This window comes from Candidatus Omnitrophota bacterium (assembly GCA_041650805.1).
GTDB lineage: Bacteria > Omnitrophota > Gorgyraeia > 2-01-FULL-45-10 > 2-01-FULL-45-10 > JBAZKM01.
The window spans coordinates 185,566-207,300 of sequence record JBAZKM010000003.1 but is presented as its reverse complement, the minus strand read 5'-3'; the positions used below and the strand labels follow the sequence as shown (position 1 = coordinate 207,300).

The window sequence follows — 21,735 nt, the reverse complement described above, 5'->3', positions numbered from 1 at the left end:
CTCGCTCTCCCGCCAAACGAGTCGGGTAGCCCTGTTATGTCAATAGACGCTCTTTTAAAGGTGTTTGGCGGGATCCGTGCCCGCTCGCGATTTTCATCCAGAATTTGTCATGGCAAATTCTGGATATTCGTCTGATGATACGATATCCAAATTTTGCCCTGTCAAAATTTGGATTCAGGTCCCGGTCGATACCCCACCATCGGGGGCCCCTTCGATGAGAGACGAAAAATTTTTTACTATATGAACTAGGTAAAATTTTTACGGGTGACGCGACCGAGCCTTTTGGAGTATAGGGCACTACGGCGCCTGGGATCCACGATCGGTCATTGGTACGCCTCGAGAGCGTTGAATGCCCTATAGAAACAAAAGGCGAGGGAGCGGCAGGACCCGTAAAAATTTACGCTTTTTTATGCATTTTGGAGAGCAACCAGCTGGAAGCGGTATTCTTCGGTGTTTATGGGGTGTGCTTCGGGCAGGTAGACGATCATGCGCTTATTGATGCGCCTGAAACCGAGGCGCTTCTCTATCTCGGAGTCGGTCATGAGCTCTTTATCGGAAGAGAGCGCTATCGCCACAGCCAGCATCTCGAGCAGGTCTATCTGCGGCCGGTATGAAACCGTCGTAAAGTTAGCGGTATCGACACCGGCGAGGAAGGCACTGCCATTAGCAAGCGATCTGAAACCATCGAGCGCCGCCTTTTCGATCTCGGTGGATGCCTTAAGCTCTCCTGACACAAACTTATTGTCAGCTAATACTATAACGTTCTTGTAATCGGTCTTTGAGCCATCTGCCTTCTTTATGAGCTCCTGCGCGAGCTCGTTATCCGGGGCATCGACGAATACGATGTTGTCGAGGGCTCTCAAGTTGCGCAATTCGCTCAGGATAGGGTTGAGGCCGTTATGCTCTTCACCCTGTTCGGCATATCCCGGTATCCAGCTCGTCCCGACGCCTACTATCAGCTTCTGCCCTTCCTCCTTCGCCTCCATCGCGCGGATCTTTATCGTGTCTACGAGCCGCACGGGCCAATTGGCTTGGAGCTTGGAGTTTGGAGCTTGGAGGGTTAAGTTAGGAGTCGGGGGTTGGGAGTTGGGAGTTTGCGCGTCATGGGCGCCGAAGACGGGTTCCTGGGTCTTCGGAGAGCTACCAACCGCAAACGGCACCATTGCAACCTCGGCATTCGCCCAATCGGCAGTGGCATCATCTCTTCTCGTTCGTCCTGTATATTTTGCGGTCCTGCACGTAACACCGTATTTGGAAACTACCATCGAACCGAATAGCCCTGGCTCCTGGCGACTTCTTACCGCATGGACGCGCACACCTGGATATAGAGAGCTCAAATCAGCTATCGTTTCCTGAAAATTCTCATATTCTGCGGCGCATCTTTCGTCGAGCCCCCTTCTCATCGATATGCAACATTCAAGATCCTGGACTGAATCGCTCATCTTCAATAGCCATTGGACAAAAGTTGAAAAACTTTTGTTCCTAAATGAATCGTTCTTGTGATAGAGAAATAGATATGGTTCGCCTTTTATTACAGTCCTTCCGCCAATGGCATCGCACTCTTCCAGAAATAATGTGCCGAGGACATCATTTGCATTCTCGGTTTTTATCAGGATGGCCTCGCCCTGGTGACAATTCGCGACTTTACCGTCCGTTTCATCCGAAACCATGACTTTTAGTGGTGAGGTCTTTATCTTCGATTCAATAAGTCCATATTCGAAAATCGTAGCGCTATTGACATCGACGAGCATGTCTCCTCTCCCGGGCCGGCTACGCGGTACTCGCACATGCGACTCTTCATTCTTTACATAAGACGTATCACCGTTATAAGGAAATGCCCCAAAGTAAACATTGTCCAGACGAGTCAGATGTTCTTCAGTCGAGGGGGTCTGACCTCTCTTTTGAATATCTTTTACTAAGACCTGGCTGCCCTGCCCCCTCCCCTCTCCATTGACGGAGACGTCCCTGTCGTTTCCGGCAAGGTCCTGCAAATTGCGGGCGATCTTTTCGACAAGACGTTCGGCAAGCGTTATCGCAAACTCTTTGTCAAGGTATCCGGGACTCGTGAAGATCATGATCAACTTTGCCGGAGCTGCCACATCCGCAATAGCATCCAAGAGTTGTTCGGTTTTAGTTGTGTCATCTTTCAGACAACGAAATATATCCAGGTCGATACTCGCTATCTTTCCTCTGGCAAGCCACGGGAATCTGGCGCCTCCGGTCTTATCCTGTATCTGTGCCAGGAAATCTATCACGCTGCCCTGGTACGCCCATTCAATCCCACCCCATGAATAATGTCCGTCATCTTCATCCTTTAAGAATACCGGCACAAGGTCAGGGAATGCCTTTTTCAAAGCGGTAAGATAATTCTCCGGCCCTAAAAATCCTTTATCCTTATATGGACCGAGAAAAGCGAGATGCTCACCGATGTCATTCCCAAGTGGCGGGGGGGACAGGATCAAGTCCGCGTCATCCGGATGCCTTGCAAAATCGATATGCAACAGCACCTCATCTCCATTTATCAATCCATCCTTCGCGGCCATGACAGGGAATATATATCCGGCGGAATGATGCGTGGCCACATTAATAGTGGTATCTTTTAATCTGACAACGGCGTAACGCGTATTGGAAATACCTACCTTTGTACCTAATAAAGACAGCCCATAGGTTTCGCGGGGTAAATATGTGTAATAGTCGTCTAATAACGTCACCCCGTATTCCTTATCTTCAACGACGACCGGTGCCCCTTTTGTGGACCGTGGACCGTGGACCGTGGACTCTTGAGCTTGGAGGGTTAAGTTGGGGCTCGGGGCTTGGAGGATAGAGTTAGGAGTTGGGAGTTGGGAGGATGGAGCTATCTCATTTGACAGTGACATATTTGCAAGCTCGCCGAGCGTTTCTGGCATCGGATCGGGTTCAAATATCTTTGGTATCACCCCTGAGGCCTTTAGCGCTACCTGGAGCGGTTCGGATGCCAGTATCCCCTGCTCGATCAGGAAACGGGCAAACCTGATGTACTGTTCCCGCCACTCCGCATATGTCCTGCGCTCTATCTCCCACGGCAGGATGAGGAATTGTCCGTCCATCTTGTCCCCTTTAAGCGGACGATCCTCAATATTCGGTTTCTTCACTTTGTCGTGGTGCGTCTTCTTATCATCTTCAACAATACCTAACGACAGGATGTTGCCGGTTATTAGATAGGTGAATTTGTATTTGCCGGCCGCTATCTCCTGCGCGGTCTCTCGTATCTCGTCATCTGCAGCTTCGACCACACCCCCTTCCCCGGTCGAATCCCGCCTCCAGAGCATGACTTTTGATATTCCGCTCTTTGCTTCTAGCGTCTCTGCGCTGGCCGATGACAACGCCGAAGGGGTCTGACCCCTTTCTTGAACTGGTGACTGGTGACTGGTGACTGGTGACCCTTGAGCTTGGAGGACCGGGCTTTGGGCTGTGGGCTGTGAGCTCTGAGCTGTGAGCCCTGGGGCATTCTTTATAACTCTAAAAATGTATGAGGTACCGGACATTCCAGTGAAATCTGCAAAGACAGACTCCTGTAAAATGAATCCCAAACGCTCTGCCTGTCTTTTTATATTTGTATACCATATTTGTTCATCACATAGAAAACTAACAGCAATATATCCGCCATCCTGCACATCGCGGAGCATTTTTCGTACTATAGCGGGTGAATTTGCTTCCGGATCATCGATCACATTTTGTGCCACAATAATCTTGATACTCGATTCCGGGACGGGAACTTTTAAATAATCATACGGACGCATAATTCTATATTGTCCGCCGTTCTTTTCAATGCTCTCCCTTACCTCATCAGCGGCCTTAAACTCACGCTCGTCCTCATCGGATTCAAGACCTATCGATATCACATCTGCACCTTTGAGAGCACAGGCGATTCCGCACTGCCAATCGACATGCGTTCCGATCACTACAACTTTATCCCCGGTCACTATACCCGCCTGATCCGCAAATTCAAATACAACAGGATATAATCTACGATAAAGTTGGATAAGCCCTTCCTGCTCTTCATTAGCTACAGAAACGGCTTCCGAATCCTTCGGGAAGGTGTCTTCGCCCGCATCGGGAGACGCTTTCCCGATCGGTCCGGAAAACGTCTCCGGAGCAATTTGTTGAACCGTCTGAGACACATCGCTTTGGGGCACGCCGCCGGCCGGCGTAGTAGATACTTCTGCCGTTGCACCTGCAGCGGGGAATAATGCAAATGGACGGGCAGTTAATGGGGCGGCACCCACTAAATCATCCTCAGCAATATCCGGCTGTGTCGCAGATAAACCTTCAGAAGTTGTATATGCAAATAGCTCTATTTCTCTTTTTATAAGTTCACAAAACCATGGTCTCTGGGTAGATGCGAGCTTTTTGTCTGTAATATCAGAAAATTGTGTCGGCGAAAGCGTGGAAGCTTCAAATCCATCATCTATTATATGCGCTAATTTACGCAACCTTTTTTCCGAGCCTTCCCAACCTTGCTCTTGATTAAACCCATATGTGTTTACAGACCTTTCATCTTTCCGAAATAGTAATAACAATTCTTCGCTAACGCCCATTTCTTTTAATGGATAAACTATATACTTATTTATACTACCTTCAAAGCCCGTATCGACAAGTATCAAATGTCTCGTGTCACTAGGTGTTATGCCTATTTCATGTAAGGATTGCTTTAACGATTCCTTCGATGACTGTCCTAAAATATAACTGCCCGAATCTCCTGCATCATTAATATATTCAAGGTGCATAAACATGGATAGCGTTAACGATAAGTCCTGAAACGCTATTTCCTTTCCTAATAATTTACTTTTTATCCTCAACCATTGCCCCAGATGTTCTGCGCCAGTTAATACAATTGCGATTTTAATGCCATGATTTTCTTCTGATCCGGAGCGTTGTTTTTTCGCCTTCTCAAATCTGTCAAATACAAATGATGCAAATGCCTCTAATATATCTCTATTCTCTCTTAATAACTGTTTTATAAAATACGTTAAAAAGTTACGCGCTTTATTCCGTTCCGCGGGATGAGCAGTAATTTCGGCTATGTTACCAAGCCATTTTAAGACTAAATTTATAACTCTGTAATCTTCCCCGTAAAGGTCCCTACATATCTGGTTCGTCCTATCTTCGTCAGCTAATACCCGTTCCAAATATCCGTTAGCCTTTATTAGTATATTCCTATTTTTTTCGTTTAGAGGCAATTTACCATAAGAGGCGATTTCATAACAAAGCCATTCCTCTGGTTTGATATGTGTAAATTGAGGGTAGAAATCTGAAATGGTGTTACAAGCCAGAATTATAGCATATAAAGAAAAACCCTTTCCTGGCGCATATAATGGCCCATCAGCATTGGTATTTTGAAGGGTATATTCAGCCCATTTATGCAGTGATTTAGTCATAGCATCATGAAGTGAATATTTTTTTTGCAATACCTTGCTTTTTTCTTCTCTTGTCTCTTTTGGTGTATTCATTGACTCTTCCAATGCTCTTAGGAAATCCACCACTTTTTCTGTAAATTCTTTATAATATCGCTCATGCATAATTACACTAAAGAACGGTTGTGCCGTTGTTTCATCCGGTATCGCTGGGATGCTATACAGTCCTCGCAATGTCACCCCGGCTGCTTCACCGACAACGGGTGTAACGGTAACGTCGGCGAATGGTCGAGCTTGGAGTCCGGAGTCGGGAACTGGTAACTCTGGGCTTTGGGCCGTGGGCTGTGGGCCCTGGGCTTCGAACGGCTCGTCGATATTCATCGCGCCGGGGCCGAGGTTGCCGGGCGTAGTCCTGCCGGCAGATGGAGCATCCGATTCCTCCATAGACAGCTCTGAATCGGGTTCCGGTAACACCTCTGCACTGCTCTGCTCGGTAAGCTCGCCCCTTACTTCTTCAAGCGCTTCTTCGAGATCTTCGGGCACCTCCCCTCTAAGGGCGCTCTCGGCAAACTGCTCCGCCAGGACATCCTCATCCTCTTCTTCGGTCGCTCTCTCTTCCATCAGATTTTTACGGGCCGTTTCCTCTCTTGCCTTTTCGATAGCTCTCATAGCTGCGGCAAGAGCGTCTTCCGCGGGTCCTTTGATAGACTGAGCAATGGCATGGACATCCGATCCCGCCTTTATCGCGCCTATATTTCTCCATGCTTCGGAAGCTACGACAAAAACATCCTCATCCGGCGCCTCTTCCCTCCCGTCAGCATACTGTGCGATCACCCTTTTCATGATCGTGAAAAATTTGAGAAATAGCATCGAATCCGTAATGGAGAGCGCACTATACCGCTTTTCGATATCCGCCGGCAGCCGCGCCGCATCTTTCGGCAACAGGCCGACACTTTGAAGCGTCTTATAGAGCGTCGGCATCACCCTCTTTCCCTTCGATACGCCGACCGGTTCAGGAGCAACCATTGTCTCTTCCTGTGCGGACATTTCCTCTGCCATATCTTGTGCCATAACCTCTGCGGGTGCCGGGGCGGCTTTCTCCTTTTCCGGTAAAGTCTTTTGCGTTATCTTCTCTTCTATTTCCTCCTTTGATCCTTCACCATACAGTATGCCGGCTATCTGAGCGCTTCTCGTAATGCCTGCCTGCCGCAAGGCCGGGATGAGATCCTCTATCTCTCTTGCGGTATGTCTGCTTTTGATTATCAGCGCACGAGGAACGCTTTCGCTGATACCGAACCTCTGCAGCATCTTTAATGTTATTTCGATCTCTTCTCTGCTGCGCTTGGATCGAAGGACGATCGCGATCTCACCTGTATTTACAATCCCTTTGTATTTCAGGAGCGACACGATTCCTTCGATCTCTTCGGCTGACCTGCGTTTGATAATAGGGAACGACATCGTGTTATCCGTTATGCCGGCCTGCCTTAGGAGCTCAAATGCATCACCGACTTCCGCAGGCGGGCGTCTTAGCTCAAGGATCGATATTATACGGTTAATATCCGTTATTCCCACCCCCTCGAGAAGCGTGACTGTGCTCCTGAACTCCTCGTCACTGTGAGAAGTGGAGAGCAACCGCGCGATCTTTGCCGGCGCCTTCACTCCGATGCTCTTCAAAAGGGCGATACCGGAGGATATTTCGGCATTCGTGCGTTCGCTGTGGACTACGCATGCCTTGTGGTACTGATCCGTTATCCCTTCTGCCTCAAGGCTCCGGAAGAGGCCCTCTATATCGCTCAGTCGCCGCGAACTTCCTGCAACTAAAGCGAGATGGAAACTTTCGTTAATCCCCGATGATCTCGCCGCCTCAACCACCTTTTTGATATCCTCCACGGTACGGGAAGTAGAAATGACCATAGCCATGTGAAACTCTTTGGTGATACCTAATGACCTGAGCGCAGGAATGACAGACCTTATCTCATTGTTCGAGCGGTCACATGCTATAATACGGGTAACGGCGGTCTCGTCCCTGATGCCGGCCGCGTTCAGTATCCCGACGAGCTCCTTCATCTCTTTTGTCGAACGGTCGCTCCGCGCGATGACCGCGATATTCTTCGGCGTAGTTATCGAGACTGAGCAAAGCTCAGAGATGAGGCCCTTTATCTCACTTGCCGATCTTCCGCCCATGAGGATCCGGGTCATCGCAGAGGCATCCCGTATGCCGGAGTCCCTCAACGACGCTATTATCCGCTCCATCTCTTCAATGGGCCTGTCGGTCCTGAGGAGATGAGCAATATGGGAACTTTTAATTATCCCGCATGCCTTAAGGCGGCTGACGGTTACGTTTATCTCTGCAAGCGTCCTTCCGCTCAGAAGTATATGCGCCAGGTCTCTTTCATCAGAGAACCCGGCCGCCTTCAGCACAGGCACCATTTCGTTTATCGCCTTCTTTGAACGGCTTCCCTTAAGCACAATGGCTATGCTCCCGGCATCCGTTATGCCGAGGGCCTTGAGCGTCCTGACGATCTCGCGGATCTCTGATTTTGTCCTGGAGCTGGCAAGAACTTCGGCGAGGTAAAAAGATTTTCGTATACCTGCCGCTTTGAGCGTTTCGATAATATCCGGTATCTCCTTTTCGTCGCGCGTGCTCCGGATGACCAATGCCGTGTCGAGTCCGCCGGTTATCCCCTGCCCGGCGAGCGTCTTTAGCAGACGCTCGATCCCTTCTTTTGGCCTGGAACAATGTATAGCTACCGCGATATGAAAACCTTTATTTATACCGTGTTTTCGCAGCATGGATATGATCTCTTTTATATCATCCTCACTGCGTTTACCCTGTATGATGAACGCCATATCGAACGGTTTTACTATGCCCAGCGCTTTCAACGTTTTGATGATAGAACGCACCTCTACTTTCGGCCTGGAACTACCGATGATCCTGGCTATGTGTCCATCCTTTTCAATATTGTTTTCGACTAAAAGCTTCACAAGATCTTCGATCTCCGCCTTTGATCGCGAGCTGTGGATTATCCTGGCAACGGCTGAATGTTCGCTTATATTAATAGCATCGAGTCCCGCTATGATCTCCGCGATCTCTCCTTCAGTGCGGGATGAATGGATCATCAGAGAGATGTGCGCAGGTTCTTCAAAACCGGCTCTCCTGAACGACCTGATCAGCCGTTCGATATCCTCTTCTTTGCGCGAACTTGCGACAACTGTCGCGATATTACAGCTGTTGACTATGCCGAGAGACCTGACCGATGACACAACGCTTGATATCTCCGCTTCTGAGCGGGAACTTCCGGAGATCATGGCGATGGACGCGCCTCCCGTTATCCCGGATGCCTTCAGCATTTCGATAAGAGACATTATCCCTTGCTCCGGCCTGCTGGACTGTATGATCGCCGCAATATGGAATGGGTGTGTTATGCCGGATCTCCTCAGGTGGCCCGTAAGACGCCGTACCTCGCTTGTCGAGCGCTTTGTGCTTGCGATAAGCGCGATATGGGCACCATCGGTTATCCCGCATGCCACCAGCATTGAAACAAGCATCCTGATCTCCTTGTTGCTTCTGGAGCAGGCGAGTATAGAGGCTATATGGGACGGGTTCTTTATTTCGTATAGCGCCAGAGATCTTATTGCTTTCTCTATCTGGTCCTTTGTGCGGGAGGCGCTGATAACAAGGGCGATATGGATGCTTTTCATACCGCATTTTTTAAGCGCCTTTACTATACCTTCTATGTCTTCTTCTTTTCGGGAGCTTCTCAGGATTATCGAGCATGAGACACCATCCGCTATTTTGTGTTTTTTGAGCTTCGCCAAGATGCCTGCTATCTCATCGCCCGTGCGCTTACTCATAAGGATCATAGCGATGTGGGCATCTTCCGTTATCCCTGCGGCCCTGAGCGTTTCAATGATAGCCGATATGTCATCTTTTTCGCGCGCGCTGTGTACTATAGAGGCCACGGCAAATCCCCCTCTTATCCCGAGCCCGTCGAGAAAATCTATCAAGTTTTTTACCTCTGCCTCCGTACGCGAGGTCTGCACTATATAAGATATATGAGCGCCCTTGACGATACCCAGGCCTTTCAGCATGGTCACCATGCCTTCTATCTCTTTCCTTCCGCGGGACGTGGTCAGGATACGCGTTATGTGGGCCGGCTCCGTGATCCCGAGATCTCCCAGGAACGAAACAAGGCCGCCTATCTCTGCCTCATCCCGTGAACTCTTAAGTATGCTTGCTATGTGGGAATTCGCCGTGATGCCGTGCGCTCTGAGAAACGGCACTATTTTTTTGATCTCATCCTCCGACCGTGAGCTTGCTGTAATGATGGCCAGGTGCGCCCCTTCGGTTATTCCCATATCTTTCAATGCCACGATCAGTCTCTCCGCATCCTGATTGGTACGGCTGCTGGGCGATATTATCGCGACATGGCCGCCGTTAAAAACATATCTATCCCCATCCTCTGTCTTGATCTTATATGTCACAAGGAATTTCAGAAGAGGAAGCTTATCTCCAAACCGGCGCACAGAGGCCACTCTATTTGCCTGTTTTCTGTTGAAGACAAATTCGCCGTCTCGAGCAATACTCATTAAAACATTAGTTACGGCTTCTTTCGTTGATATGCTTCTCTGGCGGGGCGCATCTTCAAGAAGCGCTTCGATTCTTTTTACTGCCTCTTCTATAGACAGCGGCCCATCTTTGTGACTGCCGAACGGCTCGTCGATATTCATCGCGCCGGGGCCGAGGTTGCCCGGTGTAGTCCTCCAGTATGAAGCAGTCCGCACCGTGACATCACTCGCACTACCACCTTCGTCGTCATCCTGGGGTTCAAAAATATTCTCTAATCCTTTCGGCATTTCGCCATTGAGCGCTTTCTCTGCGAAGTGTTCCGCCAGCTCGTCTTCGTCCATATCTGCGGTATCGTCAAACTCCGCTTCGGCGGAGAGGTGATCATCCTTCTCTCTCTTTGCCGCCTTACACCTCTCCATAGCAAGAGAAAGGCCTCTTTCTATATATGGCGTTATCTCCAGGACTACCCGGGAGAGGGTTGGTGCCGTTACCGATGCTTTTAAACTCTCCCATTTCCCGGCGGCAAAAAAGAGGTCGCTTTCGCTGGCAGTCCTTGTGGCCCTTTCCAGCGCCGTGAAGAATTCTAACAACGACATTGAATCTGACATATCCAGTGCCCTGTAACCCGTCACAGCTTCAACGGATAAGAGGGCGGGGGCGTCCTCTGGTATCACACCTATCGAGGATAATACGATCTGCAACCCAGGCCCCTTCTCGTTCCCCTCCGCAGCCGTATAGCGGGATATAAGCATATAACCGTTTCTGTCATGTTCCGCCAATATATATATCTCATCGTCGGGGATATCTTTGGGTGTTTTTTCCCGGATCACTCTTCTCGCGGCGGAAAACGGCATCTTATTTCCGTCGTAATAGACCTGTGTCTTTTCTTTTATAACCGCTTTAGCCAATGTCATAGGGATTATGGGCAGGGTATCTATGCCTCCGTTGAAAAATGCGCGGATCAGGGTGCTCCTTTCTCCCATATACCGGATCATCGATTCCACTATTCTGACCGCTTTAACTTTCCACTCCGCCGTTGTCTTTCTCCACAACCCGGAACCGCCATCCACGCCCATAAATTCCATAGCATCCCTTGTCAGGTATTCCGCCATCCCCTCATTTAAGTGACTGCCCCGCATGCCGCCGACGCCCTGGAGATAGAATCCTACCGCGTTCAGATGCAACCCTTCGTGGATCAAATATGTCAGCAGCTCTTTGCCTTTAAATTCATTCGAGATGATGACCTTGTGCAGAAAACTATCGGTAACGGCTTTAGGCGCATCATAATATCTCTTAAGTTTCCGTTTCGGCATGAATACTACGTTATCCTCAATGCTCAGATAACCGTACGGCAATACTATCCCGTGTTCTCTTCTCAGGTGGTCAAAATATCCTTTAAGGACCCTATCCGCCTCTATAGCGACTATTCTGTTTTTAGGGTTCAGGCCCCGATCCTTTAATGCGCCATATAGCTCATCGGGCGGCATATAATCCATCTCCCCGTCTATCTCATCGGACAGTTCTTTATCCGTAAGTCCGCCTTTTGATACTAATGCGCGATACCACGCGAGGGCGATCCGCTTGTCCAGGAGTCCTTCATCAAACAGTCTCTGCAGACCGTGCATCGATATCTGCGTATCCAACACCTTTTCAACAAAATCAGTATCTGCCGGTCGTCGATCAGCCGTTTTTGGAGCCGGCCCTGGGCCCCGGGCTTCGAACGGCTCGTCGATATTCATCGCGCCCGGGCCGAGGTTACCGGGCGTGGTCCTTCTCCCGGGGACGTTTTCCGGGTCGTTCGCTGCTTCTTCGATCAACCGCTGATAGATCAGATAGGCGGCATGAGACCGTAAAAGAGTGCCGTCCCTGAAGCCGTATCCGTTAACCGTCTCCGCATCAAAAGCGCGGTCATAAAGCTCTTTCCACTTACGGAAGAGGCCTACATTGAAGCTCGCCTGCGCGGACGGACTCAACGGCTCTCCTTCACTCTTATCTATATCTGACCGGATCCCGAGCGGCGTGAGCATCCAGAGCGCGTCCGCTTCCATGAGGAATTGAAGCGATCTGTCGTCTTTTGCAGTAAGCCATGTCGTATCCACATTTTCCTGCCATAGGGGGATCTTTAGATCGTCGTGGTGGAGAACGAGCCGTTCGATCTCTGACACGTCTTCACCGGGTAAGATATCCGGGGCTCTTGCGCGATAGGGCTCTATGATCTCCCTGACGATCCCGGCGCCGATCTCCATATGTTCCTTGCGAAAGGCCACGGCCTGCTCTATCACCCCTTCTCTCGCCGCCCGTTCCCCGGGAGTCGTTACAGGCATATTATGAACGGCTGTGGCGGTAACTTTGGAGAGCGTCGTGAGGCCGTTGCCGGAATCATGGAAGAGCGCGGCGAGAATCAGTATCGCCGATTCTTTTTCGTCCAGACGTTCCCCGACGGCAATTTCTGATGCGAAATCTATCACCGTAGCGTGATGCTGTATATAATTTACGTCCATGCCCGCAATGTAGTACGGCAATACGCGCGGATAGAGATCGGCCAGCATTTCAGCTATATCGGGATAATGCGCCCGCAACCTTTCGATCGTGCGCGTCAATAACGGTTCTGCCAGCGAATTCTGTTCGTCGATCTTCCGCCTGGTCGTTTCGTCCGGCTGGCCCGGATTGCGTTTTTTATAAAATCCTATCCCCTGCGGAATGGCTGCCTCGATAGCATCTCTTAACGCGGCAGTCTCCGGAGTGCCGGAGACGGGTTCCGGATCCTTCGGGAAGGTCTCTTTGCCCGCATCGGGAGACGTCTTCCCGATCGGTTCGGAAGGCGTCTCTGATCCGTCGAGCGCGCGGATGAGCTCATCTACGGTCTGGAAACGGTCTTTACTATCGGCCAACGCCCTGACCGCTACCTCTACGATCCGCCCGGGCACACCCACGGCATTAAGGGCGGTGCGGGGATCGTACCGCATGGGCCGCTTTCTGCCGGCCTTTTCACCGGTCACGACATGATTGAATAACAATTCTCCTGTTAAGACCGCGGTCATAATAACGCCTATGCTGCATACCTCGTCTGTCACCGCGGCCTTCTTATCGATGGTTGCCTCTTTTTTGCCAAATGCCCGTTCAAGCCGTTCCGGAGAGACGAACCAGAGGTTGAGCCCTCTCTGGCGCAATCCTGCAGTGCCCATGGTCGCGAAATCGAAGTCAAAGAGCTTTATTCTCCCGTCCTCAAAGACCCAGACGTTCTTAAGCGTTATGTCCCCGTGATATACATTCACATCGTGCAATGCCTTCACCGCGCAAGCTATCTCCCTCACGGCGCGAAGCAGCGACGCCCTTTTGTTCGACAGCGCCAGGAATCCGCTTTCCATGATGTCGTTCATCGTAGAGCCCGCGGTGAACTTTTCAAAAAGGAGCATCCTGGTACCGTCTTCCAGCTGAATATATTCAGGCATGCTGATGCGCGCCAGATCGGCGTCGCTCAGCACATCTTTAAGGTAATTCAACACCCGTGCCTGGGATGCGATCAGGCCTTCTCTCTCCCCGTGGCCGGACACCCATTTCGCCATGTACCTCTTTCCGTTATACAGGGCCTCATTTACATCTGTGTAATTCCCGTAATTCCTGCCGTGATCTATAAATATCTCATAAGGCCCGGCCGGGTCCGATCCGACCTCTTTCACGCCTGTGACCCATCGAGGTTCGTAGCCCGACAGGTCCGGGGTTCCTGAGGCGGACGCCGCTTCTTCCGCCAGCCGTCCTTCGTCCCCCCTCACCGGTGACCTGGTAACCTGGTGACCTGGTGACCCTTGAGTCTGGGATCCAGGGCTTGGAGGTTGGAGGACTAATTCCCGGGCCGTCTCTTCCGCGAGGAACGCCGTGAACTCCCTCGCATATCTCCGTATCTTTGCCAGGGCATCCGGTGATCCCAACAACTTCATCGGGTCGTTAACAAACTCACTCTGTGTCATCGAGCCCTCATTGAACCGTTCCGGCTCCGGCCTCCTCATGAACTTTATTACCTCATGGAACCGCCTTTCGTTATATTCGCTTATTACGAACGGCGGATAATTGTTCTTCATCAGGAGACAGTCCATGAATAATGAGGCCGTCCGTGTATTCCCGTTGTCGAAAGGCTGTATATTATGTATGAGATAAAAGGTTATGGCCGCCTGTTCAACCGGATGGAGGCCCATAAACTCCGGGACCTTGATCAGCCGAAAGACGGCGGCCATAGCATCCGGGACCTTTTCGGCCAGCGGGAAATAGGTAAGGTCCCTGTAGGCGTCTTCGTAAGCGCGATATTCACCTCTCCTCACATTCCGGGACCTCCCGGCAGAAAAAACTTTCAGGTGCTCGCTCACAACGCTGTGTATCTCTTTCAACTCTTCTTCGCCGGCCGCCAGGCCGCCCGTTACATATCTGTTAACCAATGAAGCGGCCTTCTGGAAATCATCGGTCTCCGGAGGGGTCCTTGCGGCCTCCAGGCCGTGCCCTATCCATCCCACCTCCAGGTCCTGAACTTCCAGTAACCTTCGCGAGACAAGAGGCCTTAGCTTATCTAACGCCTCCTCAAGGCCGACCGTATCTATCAATGCCCAATTTTTGCCCGCCTTTTTCATCTCCAGCGCCTGCAAATACACATATTCCCATTCCAGCAGATTTGTGAGATCAAGTATCATATGCAGAGTGGTCTTCGCATCTATACGGGCGTCGCCTTTTGTGAACTCTATAATATGCGATGCAAGCTCATCAGGATTATCGATATCCGCAGGCAGGTCCACGCCCCTCCTGCCTAATTCACCTATATATATGGGGCTTAGATTATATTCCATCGTGATCAGGGCAAAGGTCGCCTCCGCAGTCAATCTGAATCCGGGGGTTTTGCCCGATCCGACGGCCTCTATATACCCGTTCCGTTCAAGCTCGTCGAGATCGCTCAGGATCCTTCCTGTGCCCGATGATGCGACTTTGCCCAGGAGGTCCTCCGCAGTAAAACCCTCCCCGGAGAAATGTAGACGTGCGGTAAATAGGGTCTCTTGCGCGTGTTCGGAGAGCGGAGATGTGCGGCCTAACGGCTCGTCTACATTCATGGCGCCGGGGCCGAAATTGCCCTGCGTTCTCCGGCCGGAAGACGGATCCGAAGCGGGAGGCGGCGTTCCTTCTGTCTCGAACGGCAGGTCCTGCTGTACGGGTTGGGACGGACCGGGTGCCGTTTCAGTTTGGAGACCTGACGCGACCGGTGACATTGTGACCTGGTGACCCGGTAACTCTTCACCGTGCCTTAAAGCCAATCGCCATACACAAAATTCGGTCTTCTCTCTCCTGTACGGAGACGGCTCATCCTCTCTGGTCCATGAAGGGAAATAATACCTCGTATTCCTGCCGCCTATAGAGAAGAATGTATTATCTTTCATTTCAGCGTATACCCCTTCGGGCAGAGATTCTTCAAACTTATTCTTCCCGGCCAATCCGAAGAACGCTACAATGCCACCGTCCTTTCCGGCAACCCTTATTGCCTCCCGCCATAGGAGACGCTCGGCGGAGTCGGAGGAATGCGCCTCATCGAACACCCCTTCCATAAGCGAGATGACATCGAAAGCGCCTTCTCCATAAGGTATACCACGGCGCGGTATGGCCTTATCGGCGACCGGCTCACGACAGTCGAGCATGTGAAACCTCACGTTCCGCGGCGCTTCCGGACCCATCTCCATAAGCCTCGTTAAGGCATTCGAAATATTACGCGGGTTCGCGTCAATGCCGATAAACTCAACGCCGGCATGCCTGCGAGCCAGTTCAATGATGACGCTCCCTTTTCCGCATCCTATATCGAGCATCCTCATCCCGGGCCGTATTGAGATATTATTTTCGACGGTCCTTACTTTATCCTCCGGAGCCATATGGTCGTTCCATTCAAACCCTACATATAAGCCGTCGATCTCGAGGTCTTCCGCCAGGCGATTCACCTCTTCTTCGAGCATACGGAATGATGAGCTGTGCATATCCATGAGTATCATATACTGCCATATGAAGACCTTTTCATACGGCGAGAAATGCGAGAGGTCCTCCCCGACCGCAAAACGTCTATAGAGCCCCTCGACCACGGCAAGTTCCGCAGCCGTATATATGCCGTATTTTACGAGAGCCTCTTTGCGCGCGAACTCCTTCTGCAATAATTGGACTGCAAGCTTCTGCTGTTGCGCGCGGCGCTTTTCCTGATCGCCCGGCCTATCCTGCGGCGTGCCGCGGGCATCAAGATCGGGGAACGTACCGGGCGGCACGGGCTTTATCGTAATCGTGTCGGGACCGGAGTTGCGGGCGGGATTTCCGTTATTCGTCTTTTGTCGCTTGTCGTTCGTGATCCTATAGGTTATCTTATATGCCGCCGGCGGTTGGTCGTGAAATATCGCGTCCTCTTTTGTCATAGCCATACCAAGACGCTCTCCCATCTTATCGTAGAATCTTATGGCTCCGGCGTTGCTCTGCAAGCAGAACAGGAATATCTCTGACCTTCCGGCCTCGACCATCTCATCTTTGATCCTCAGCATTAGCTGTTCGCCGATCCCGCTTCTTCGCTTCTTCGATTCAAAAACATCTATGGATAAAAGTTGGATCGCATCTTCCGACCTTATCATGTAAGTGGCCCTGCCTGCTTCTTTCCCTTCTGGGTCTTTGGCAACTATATGAATTTCGCTCTCTTCTCCGGGAACGCGCTCTATCGTAACTTCTATTCTTTCGCTGCGCTCTTCAGTAATGTCTACCCTGACGGGAGTTGTGCCCCCTGTCTCCTTCCGTTCCCCTGGCTCAAGTATCCACTTTACGCGCAGAAGGGCCGTTGTCCCTAACGCGGCGCTGCCTATAATAGATGAGACGCCTACTATCGCGACACCTATATCTGAGCCCATCATTATGCCTGCCAGCATAGCAAGGAACGCCGGGACGGATACCCCTAACGCTATATACGACAATTTCCTGTCGAGTTTATTCAGTCGTTCGGCATCGGTTATTGGCTTGGAGCCGGGAGCTTGGGGCTCGGGGGAAAGAAGATCCTCGGGTTCGTCCGGTCCCTGCGCAATGTGCGGCGTGCCGGGGCCGTGGCCCGGGAACGGCGGCCTCTCACGAATACCGTTCTCGCCGTCAGGTCCGGCATCGATTATGATCCCGCCCCAGTTCGACCTGAGGTCCGCGAGGATGACCTCGAATCCCTTCAAGATCTCATTCAGCACTTCTTCCGTCCCCTCCCGAGGGGCGACATATATCGCCGCTTCATATGGGAGCATGGTTTTTAACGCTTCCGTTTTATCGCTATACCGGTTTGCAGTTATCTGCACGATCTCTATGCCGCATTTACGGAATGCTTCGAGAAAACGGCTGAACCTCCCGTCGTCTGAAAAGGATCTGTATATGGCCTCTATGACATCCGGCGGGAAAGCTGTCCCATCCACTTTATAGGAAGGGGCCCCTGGCAGCGGGACCTCTTCCCGCGGAAAGAGGTTGGATGCGCACCGTTGAAGGCCGCCGCTCTGAGCAAGCAGGTATAGAGGCTCTGGAAGCTCCTCATAAGAACCTGCTTTCAGCGGTATGCGGGATAAGGTGGATGCGGCGCCGGCGTTAAAGATAAGTATCCTCCTGCCGTCCCCGGAAATGGTCTCGGCGAAGTTGGCAAGATTAAGACCGGAATCCTCTTCTGATATGATTATGACATCGTCTGGCAGGAAACCCTGTTCGCGCAGGAGCCGCCTGAATTCGGGATCATCCTTCACGCTCTTGTAATATAAAGGGTCGATAAGTATCTTTACCCTTCCGTCTTCGGTGAAGTCTCTTGCTATTACATTAAGACAACAATCGAGGTGAGGATAATAATCGCGGTAACGCCTGCCGTCTCTCTCTATCGTTATGAAACCGAGAGGAAGCGAATATGCGGAGATGCCCCTCTCTTTCAGCTTCCAGGCGAAGACCTTCCTCTCCCCGACCGGAATCATCCTTTGAATGAGCACGAAACGGCTGCCATCAGTCGAAGTACCCGGTATGACAGCCCCGCCTTCGGAGAGGAGTTCGCGATCCTCTTCGTCAACGGCAACGCCGGCATAACCCGCATGGCCGCCGCGGCGGCGCATCAATGCAAAGGAATTGTCTTCCGTAAGATAGGCGATCCTGTCGCGCGGCCAGAATTTCCCTATCGGCACAAACGCCGTTTCCGGATTGACCCTCCCGAACGTCCCGATAAGCCCTCCGGCTTCGGGCGTTTCGGCCCAGGCGGTACCGGGCCCTATAGACGAGAACCGTTCCCTTATCCCGGCCGTTAATATATCCTCGTAACCCATATTTACCGGAATATCCGGTATCAGTTTTTCAAGCTGACCCATATCCACGCTTTTATAAAAGAATACCGACTTCAGGAAGAAGTTTATGGAGAATATTATAAATTGCCTGTCCCTGCCGGCCAGCGCGACGGCATCATCCATACCCCGACCGCTCATGACCGCGCTTACCGCCGAGACCATCTCCCCGCCGAAGTATTCCCTGATCAGACCCAGGAAGAAGCCGCGTTCCCTGCTGTCAAGTTCATCATTGAAGATATGTATCGCCAGAGGAATATCAACTGCCGTCCTTTCCAGCAGGCGCGCCCTTATCCTGGTATTCCGGATAAGGGGGAATATGCTTTCCCTGCCGGCCTTTCTCGCCTTACGGTAATCATCCGCTATCCGGTTTGCGATGCGGTAGGATATTGATACGACATCCTGGTCTCTCACCGCCCACAGGATACCCAGAACAGGCACAAATGAAGTGCCTTTTTCATATGCCCTGAATTCATATTTTTCCTCAAATTCCTGTTTGGACCTTTCGTCCGGAGACGTATCCGAAAGTAGCGGGTCATAAGCTTCCTGAAGAGCGTTCATCGCCTTTTTTATAAGCGATATCTCATCGCGGAACGGCCCGCAAAGCCTGCGCCGCAGGTCCCTGTCGAATTTCAGACCGTGACGCAGAAATATCTCGGCTACGTCCGATTCCCCGATATCTGCCGGAGCAAGAAGGTCCGAAATAAGGCCGGTTCTCGAGATCCATTTGCGGAATGTTATCGCATCTACGGCACCCTGACGGGCCTTGGCATTCATCAGGTTATCGCGGAGGATATTGCCCGCTGCCTGTCTTACAGAGATCGCGGTCAAAGGACCTCTCATATCTCCCAGTATAGCGGCTATGATCTTTCGCACCCTGACGGGCCTGTCGCCCCAGAGCTCATCTACCCGGGAGATCAGCGGTGCCGGCTCATCCGGTCCCTGAGTAATGTGCGGCGAGCCCGGACCGTGGCCCGGGAACGGCGGCCTTTGCGCAGCTTCAGACCGTGAGGCAAACGCGCGGACCGGAAGTTCGAAACGACGTGTAGAATTGTAAAGGTCCTTTTCGAATCCCGGCCTGCCTGCGTCCATGGGGGAATAACTGAAGACGCATAATTCGTTATCCTGCATCACAATATTGAACTCCATCTTCACGGGGAATGGGACATCCTTAAGGCGCTGATACAGCAAGGCGGCACCCCCTTCTGTCGGATCATGCGATAGCCGCCTTATCTCGTCCTGGTTTAGGTAAAAGCTAAATAAGAGCTTATAAAAATCCCCCATCGTCCGGTAAACGGTTATCTCTTTAACTTTTTCAGCCACCTCTTCGTCTGAATAAGGGTTACGGGCGATCTCCTTCCTCAACTCTCTCAGGATAAGGCCCTCGATATCCGTGCCGATATCTTTCATCTTAGCGGAAGATACATACGAATTTCTCGATGACTTAGGATTATCGTAATCGAAGGACGATATGATCTTGAGCGCCTGTACAAACGATCCAAACCCTTCGGAAGCGGGCCCTTCAAACATCTCACCCACCGTCCTGAATCGCAGGTTATTCCCTTCTCTGACCTGCATGGTGACTGAGCCATCAGGCCCCGCTATGAGGGAATAGTGATCCCCTACTATGCTTGCGCCGTTATAAATGTTATCGTCATATGCCTTTTGAGTATTCGCTATGATATCCTCCGGCACTCCAAGATCTTTCAGGAAACGGGCGGCGTCATCGATCCAGACAACGTGGGTATCACTGGTCCTATCCATGTCCAAAGGTATACGTCCTTTTACACGGCTCCATACTTCATCCTGTATAGCCTGGATCTCCTTTACGGCAGCATATGCGTACAGGTGGCGTTGAAGCATATACTCGACGTCGGGATTCGGCCGGAATAACCTTATCTGGAACCCTTTTCCTGAATCGATCGCCCCCTGTATAAGATAGACAAATCTATCCGCGTACATGTTTATGATGGACTCTCTCCTCTTGGCCAGGGCCTCATCGGTCATCTTCCCTTCCAATTTCGATTTTACGTACTCCATCACCGGATGATGATAAACATGAACGCTTATGGTAAGATAATTGCGCGCCTCCCTGACGATGTCGCCGGATCCTTTTGCCTTTGCCCCGCCTATGCCGTGAGTAACCGTAGGGACCCATGTGAAACCGGATCTCCTGGCAAAACTGACTATATCCGCATATGTGGCGTTTACTACACTGTCGCGATAATGGAGCGCATCGCTGTCAAAATACGGCATCAGCTTAGACTGGTACCTGTTGACTTTACGAAGCAGTTTCGCCGCTATGGGGAATGGTATGTGGTGCATCGCGCCGCGCGCCTTGGAGACACCGCATATTAGGCACTGGTTACCGCACCCCTTTGTGAGCTGGAGGTTAAAACTGTGATCGTAGCCGCTATTTGCCAATAACCGTATCATGTCCGGGGTAAAATCTGTCAGGACATCCACAAACAGGTCTTCGTTGGGATCATCTATGGTGGGTATCTTTTTCACCAGCTTCTTGAATTCGCCGAAATCGTCTTTGGTCCAAACGAGCTTTCCCGACTCAACCTTCCTGAGCATATCCGAAAAGGCATTCTTTACGCCAAGGCCTTCGTCATTAAGATACTCTTCGTATCCGGCAAGTATAGCGTGACCGGTTATGGCCAGCGAATGGCAGGCGGCTTGAAGCGCCTCTGCGGGATGCGGCGCCCTCAGGACCTCATCTATGATACGGACCAGATCCCTTCCCGTCTTTATCTCCCCGGGATCTATGATATCGACCGGCCTTTTTAGAAGCACGGCATTTGGCGCCGAGGCCTCTATGCCATCCGCAGATATCGTCTCCATCCAGACAAAATCCCCCTCACCGAGGTCGGCGACCTTTACGGCGTCAGGGAATTTATGGCCGGTGGAGCTAACAAAGTACCGCAGCAGCAGATCGCCGCCGGTAAGGGCGCTTTTGTACGGGAGATAATAGGAATCGTCTCTTCTGTATAGCCTGGCGGGATCAAAATGCTCGAATTCGGTCTTCGTGTCGCGCAGGTCCCTCTCTATCAGGATACGCAATCCTTCGTAGGTCAATTTCATACGGACCGCATCGCCCAGGGCATCGCCTATCAGTCGGGATAGATACAGGAATTCGGCATCGGCCTTGAATCCATCCTTGAGGTCTCTTCGCCCTTCCTCATCCCGGACAATATCGAACGTGCCGTCATCCTTCTCTCTTATCTTAGCGAGCGGGTTGAAGCGGGAGGCCGGCGAGAGGGTTGTACGGTCAGAGAATATCTCCCGGGCCAAAGAGAGATCGGAATTGGTAAATAGAAAAGAGGCGATCAGTATTACCGATACCAGTCGCCTTGCGATATTATTAGATTGTTTCAGTGTGATAAACATATTTGGTTATATTATAAGCTTTCTCTTATTTTAACAAATTACC

Annotated in this window: 1 protein-coding gene; it reads right to left on the bottom strand. The window is 51.2% G+C overall.

What is annotated here, in order from left to right; translation table 11 throughout:
• Nucleotides 1-407: 407 nt before the first annotated feature.
• On the bottom strand, nucleotides 408-21,692 hold the full coding sequence (locus tag WC515_03345) for a GNAT family N-acetyltransferase (protein MFA5146399.1): 21,285 nt from the start codon (nucleotides 21,690-21,692) through the stop codon (nucleotides 408-410).
• Between the last annotated feature and the right edge of the window lie 43 nt (nucleotides 21,693-21,735).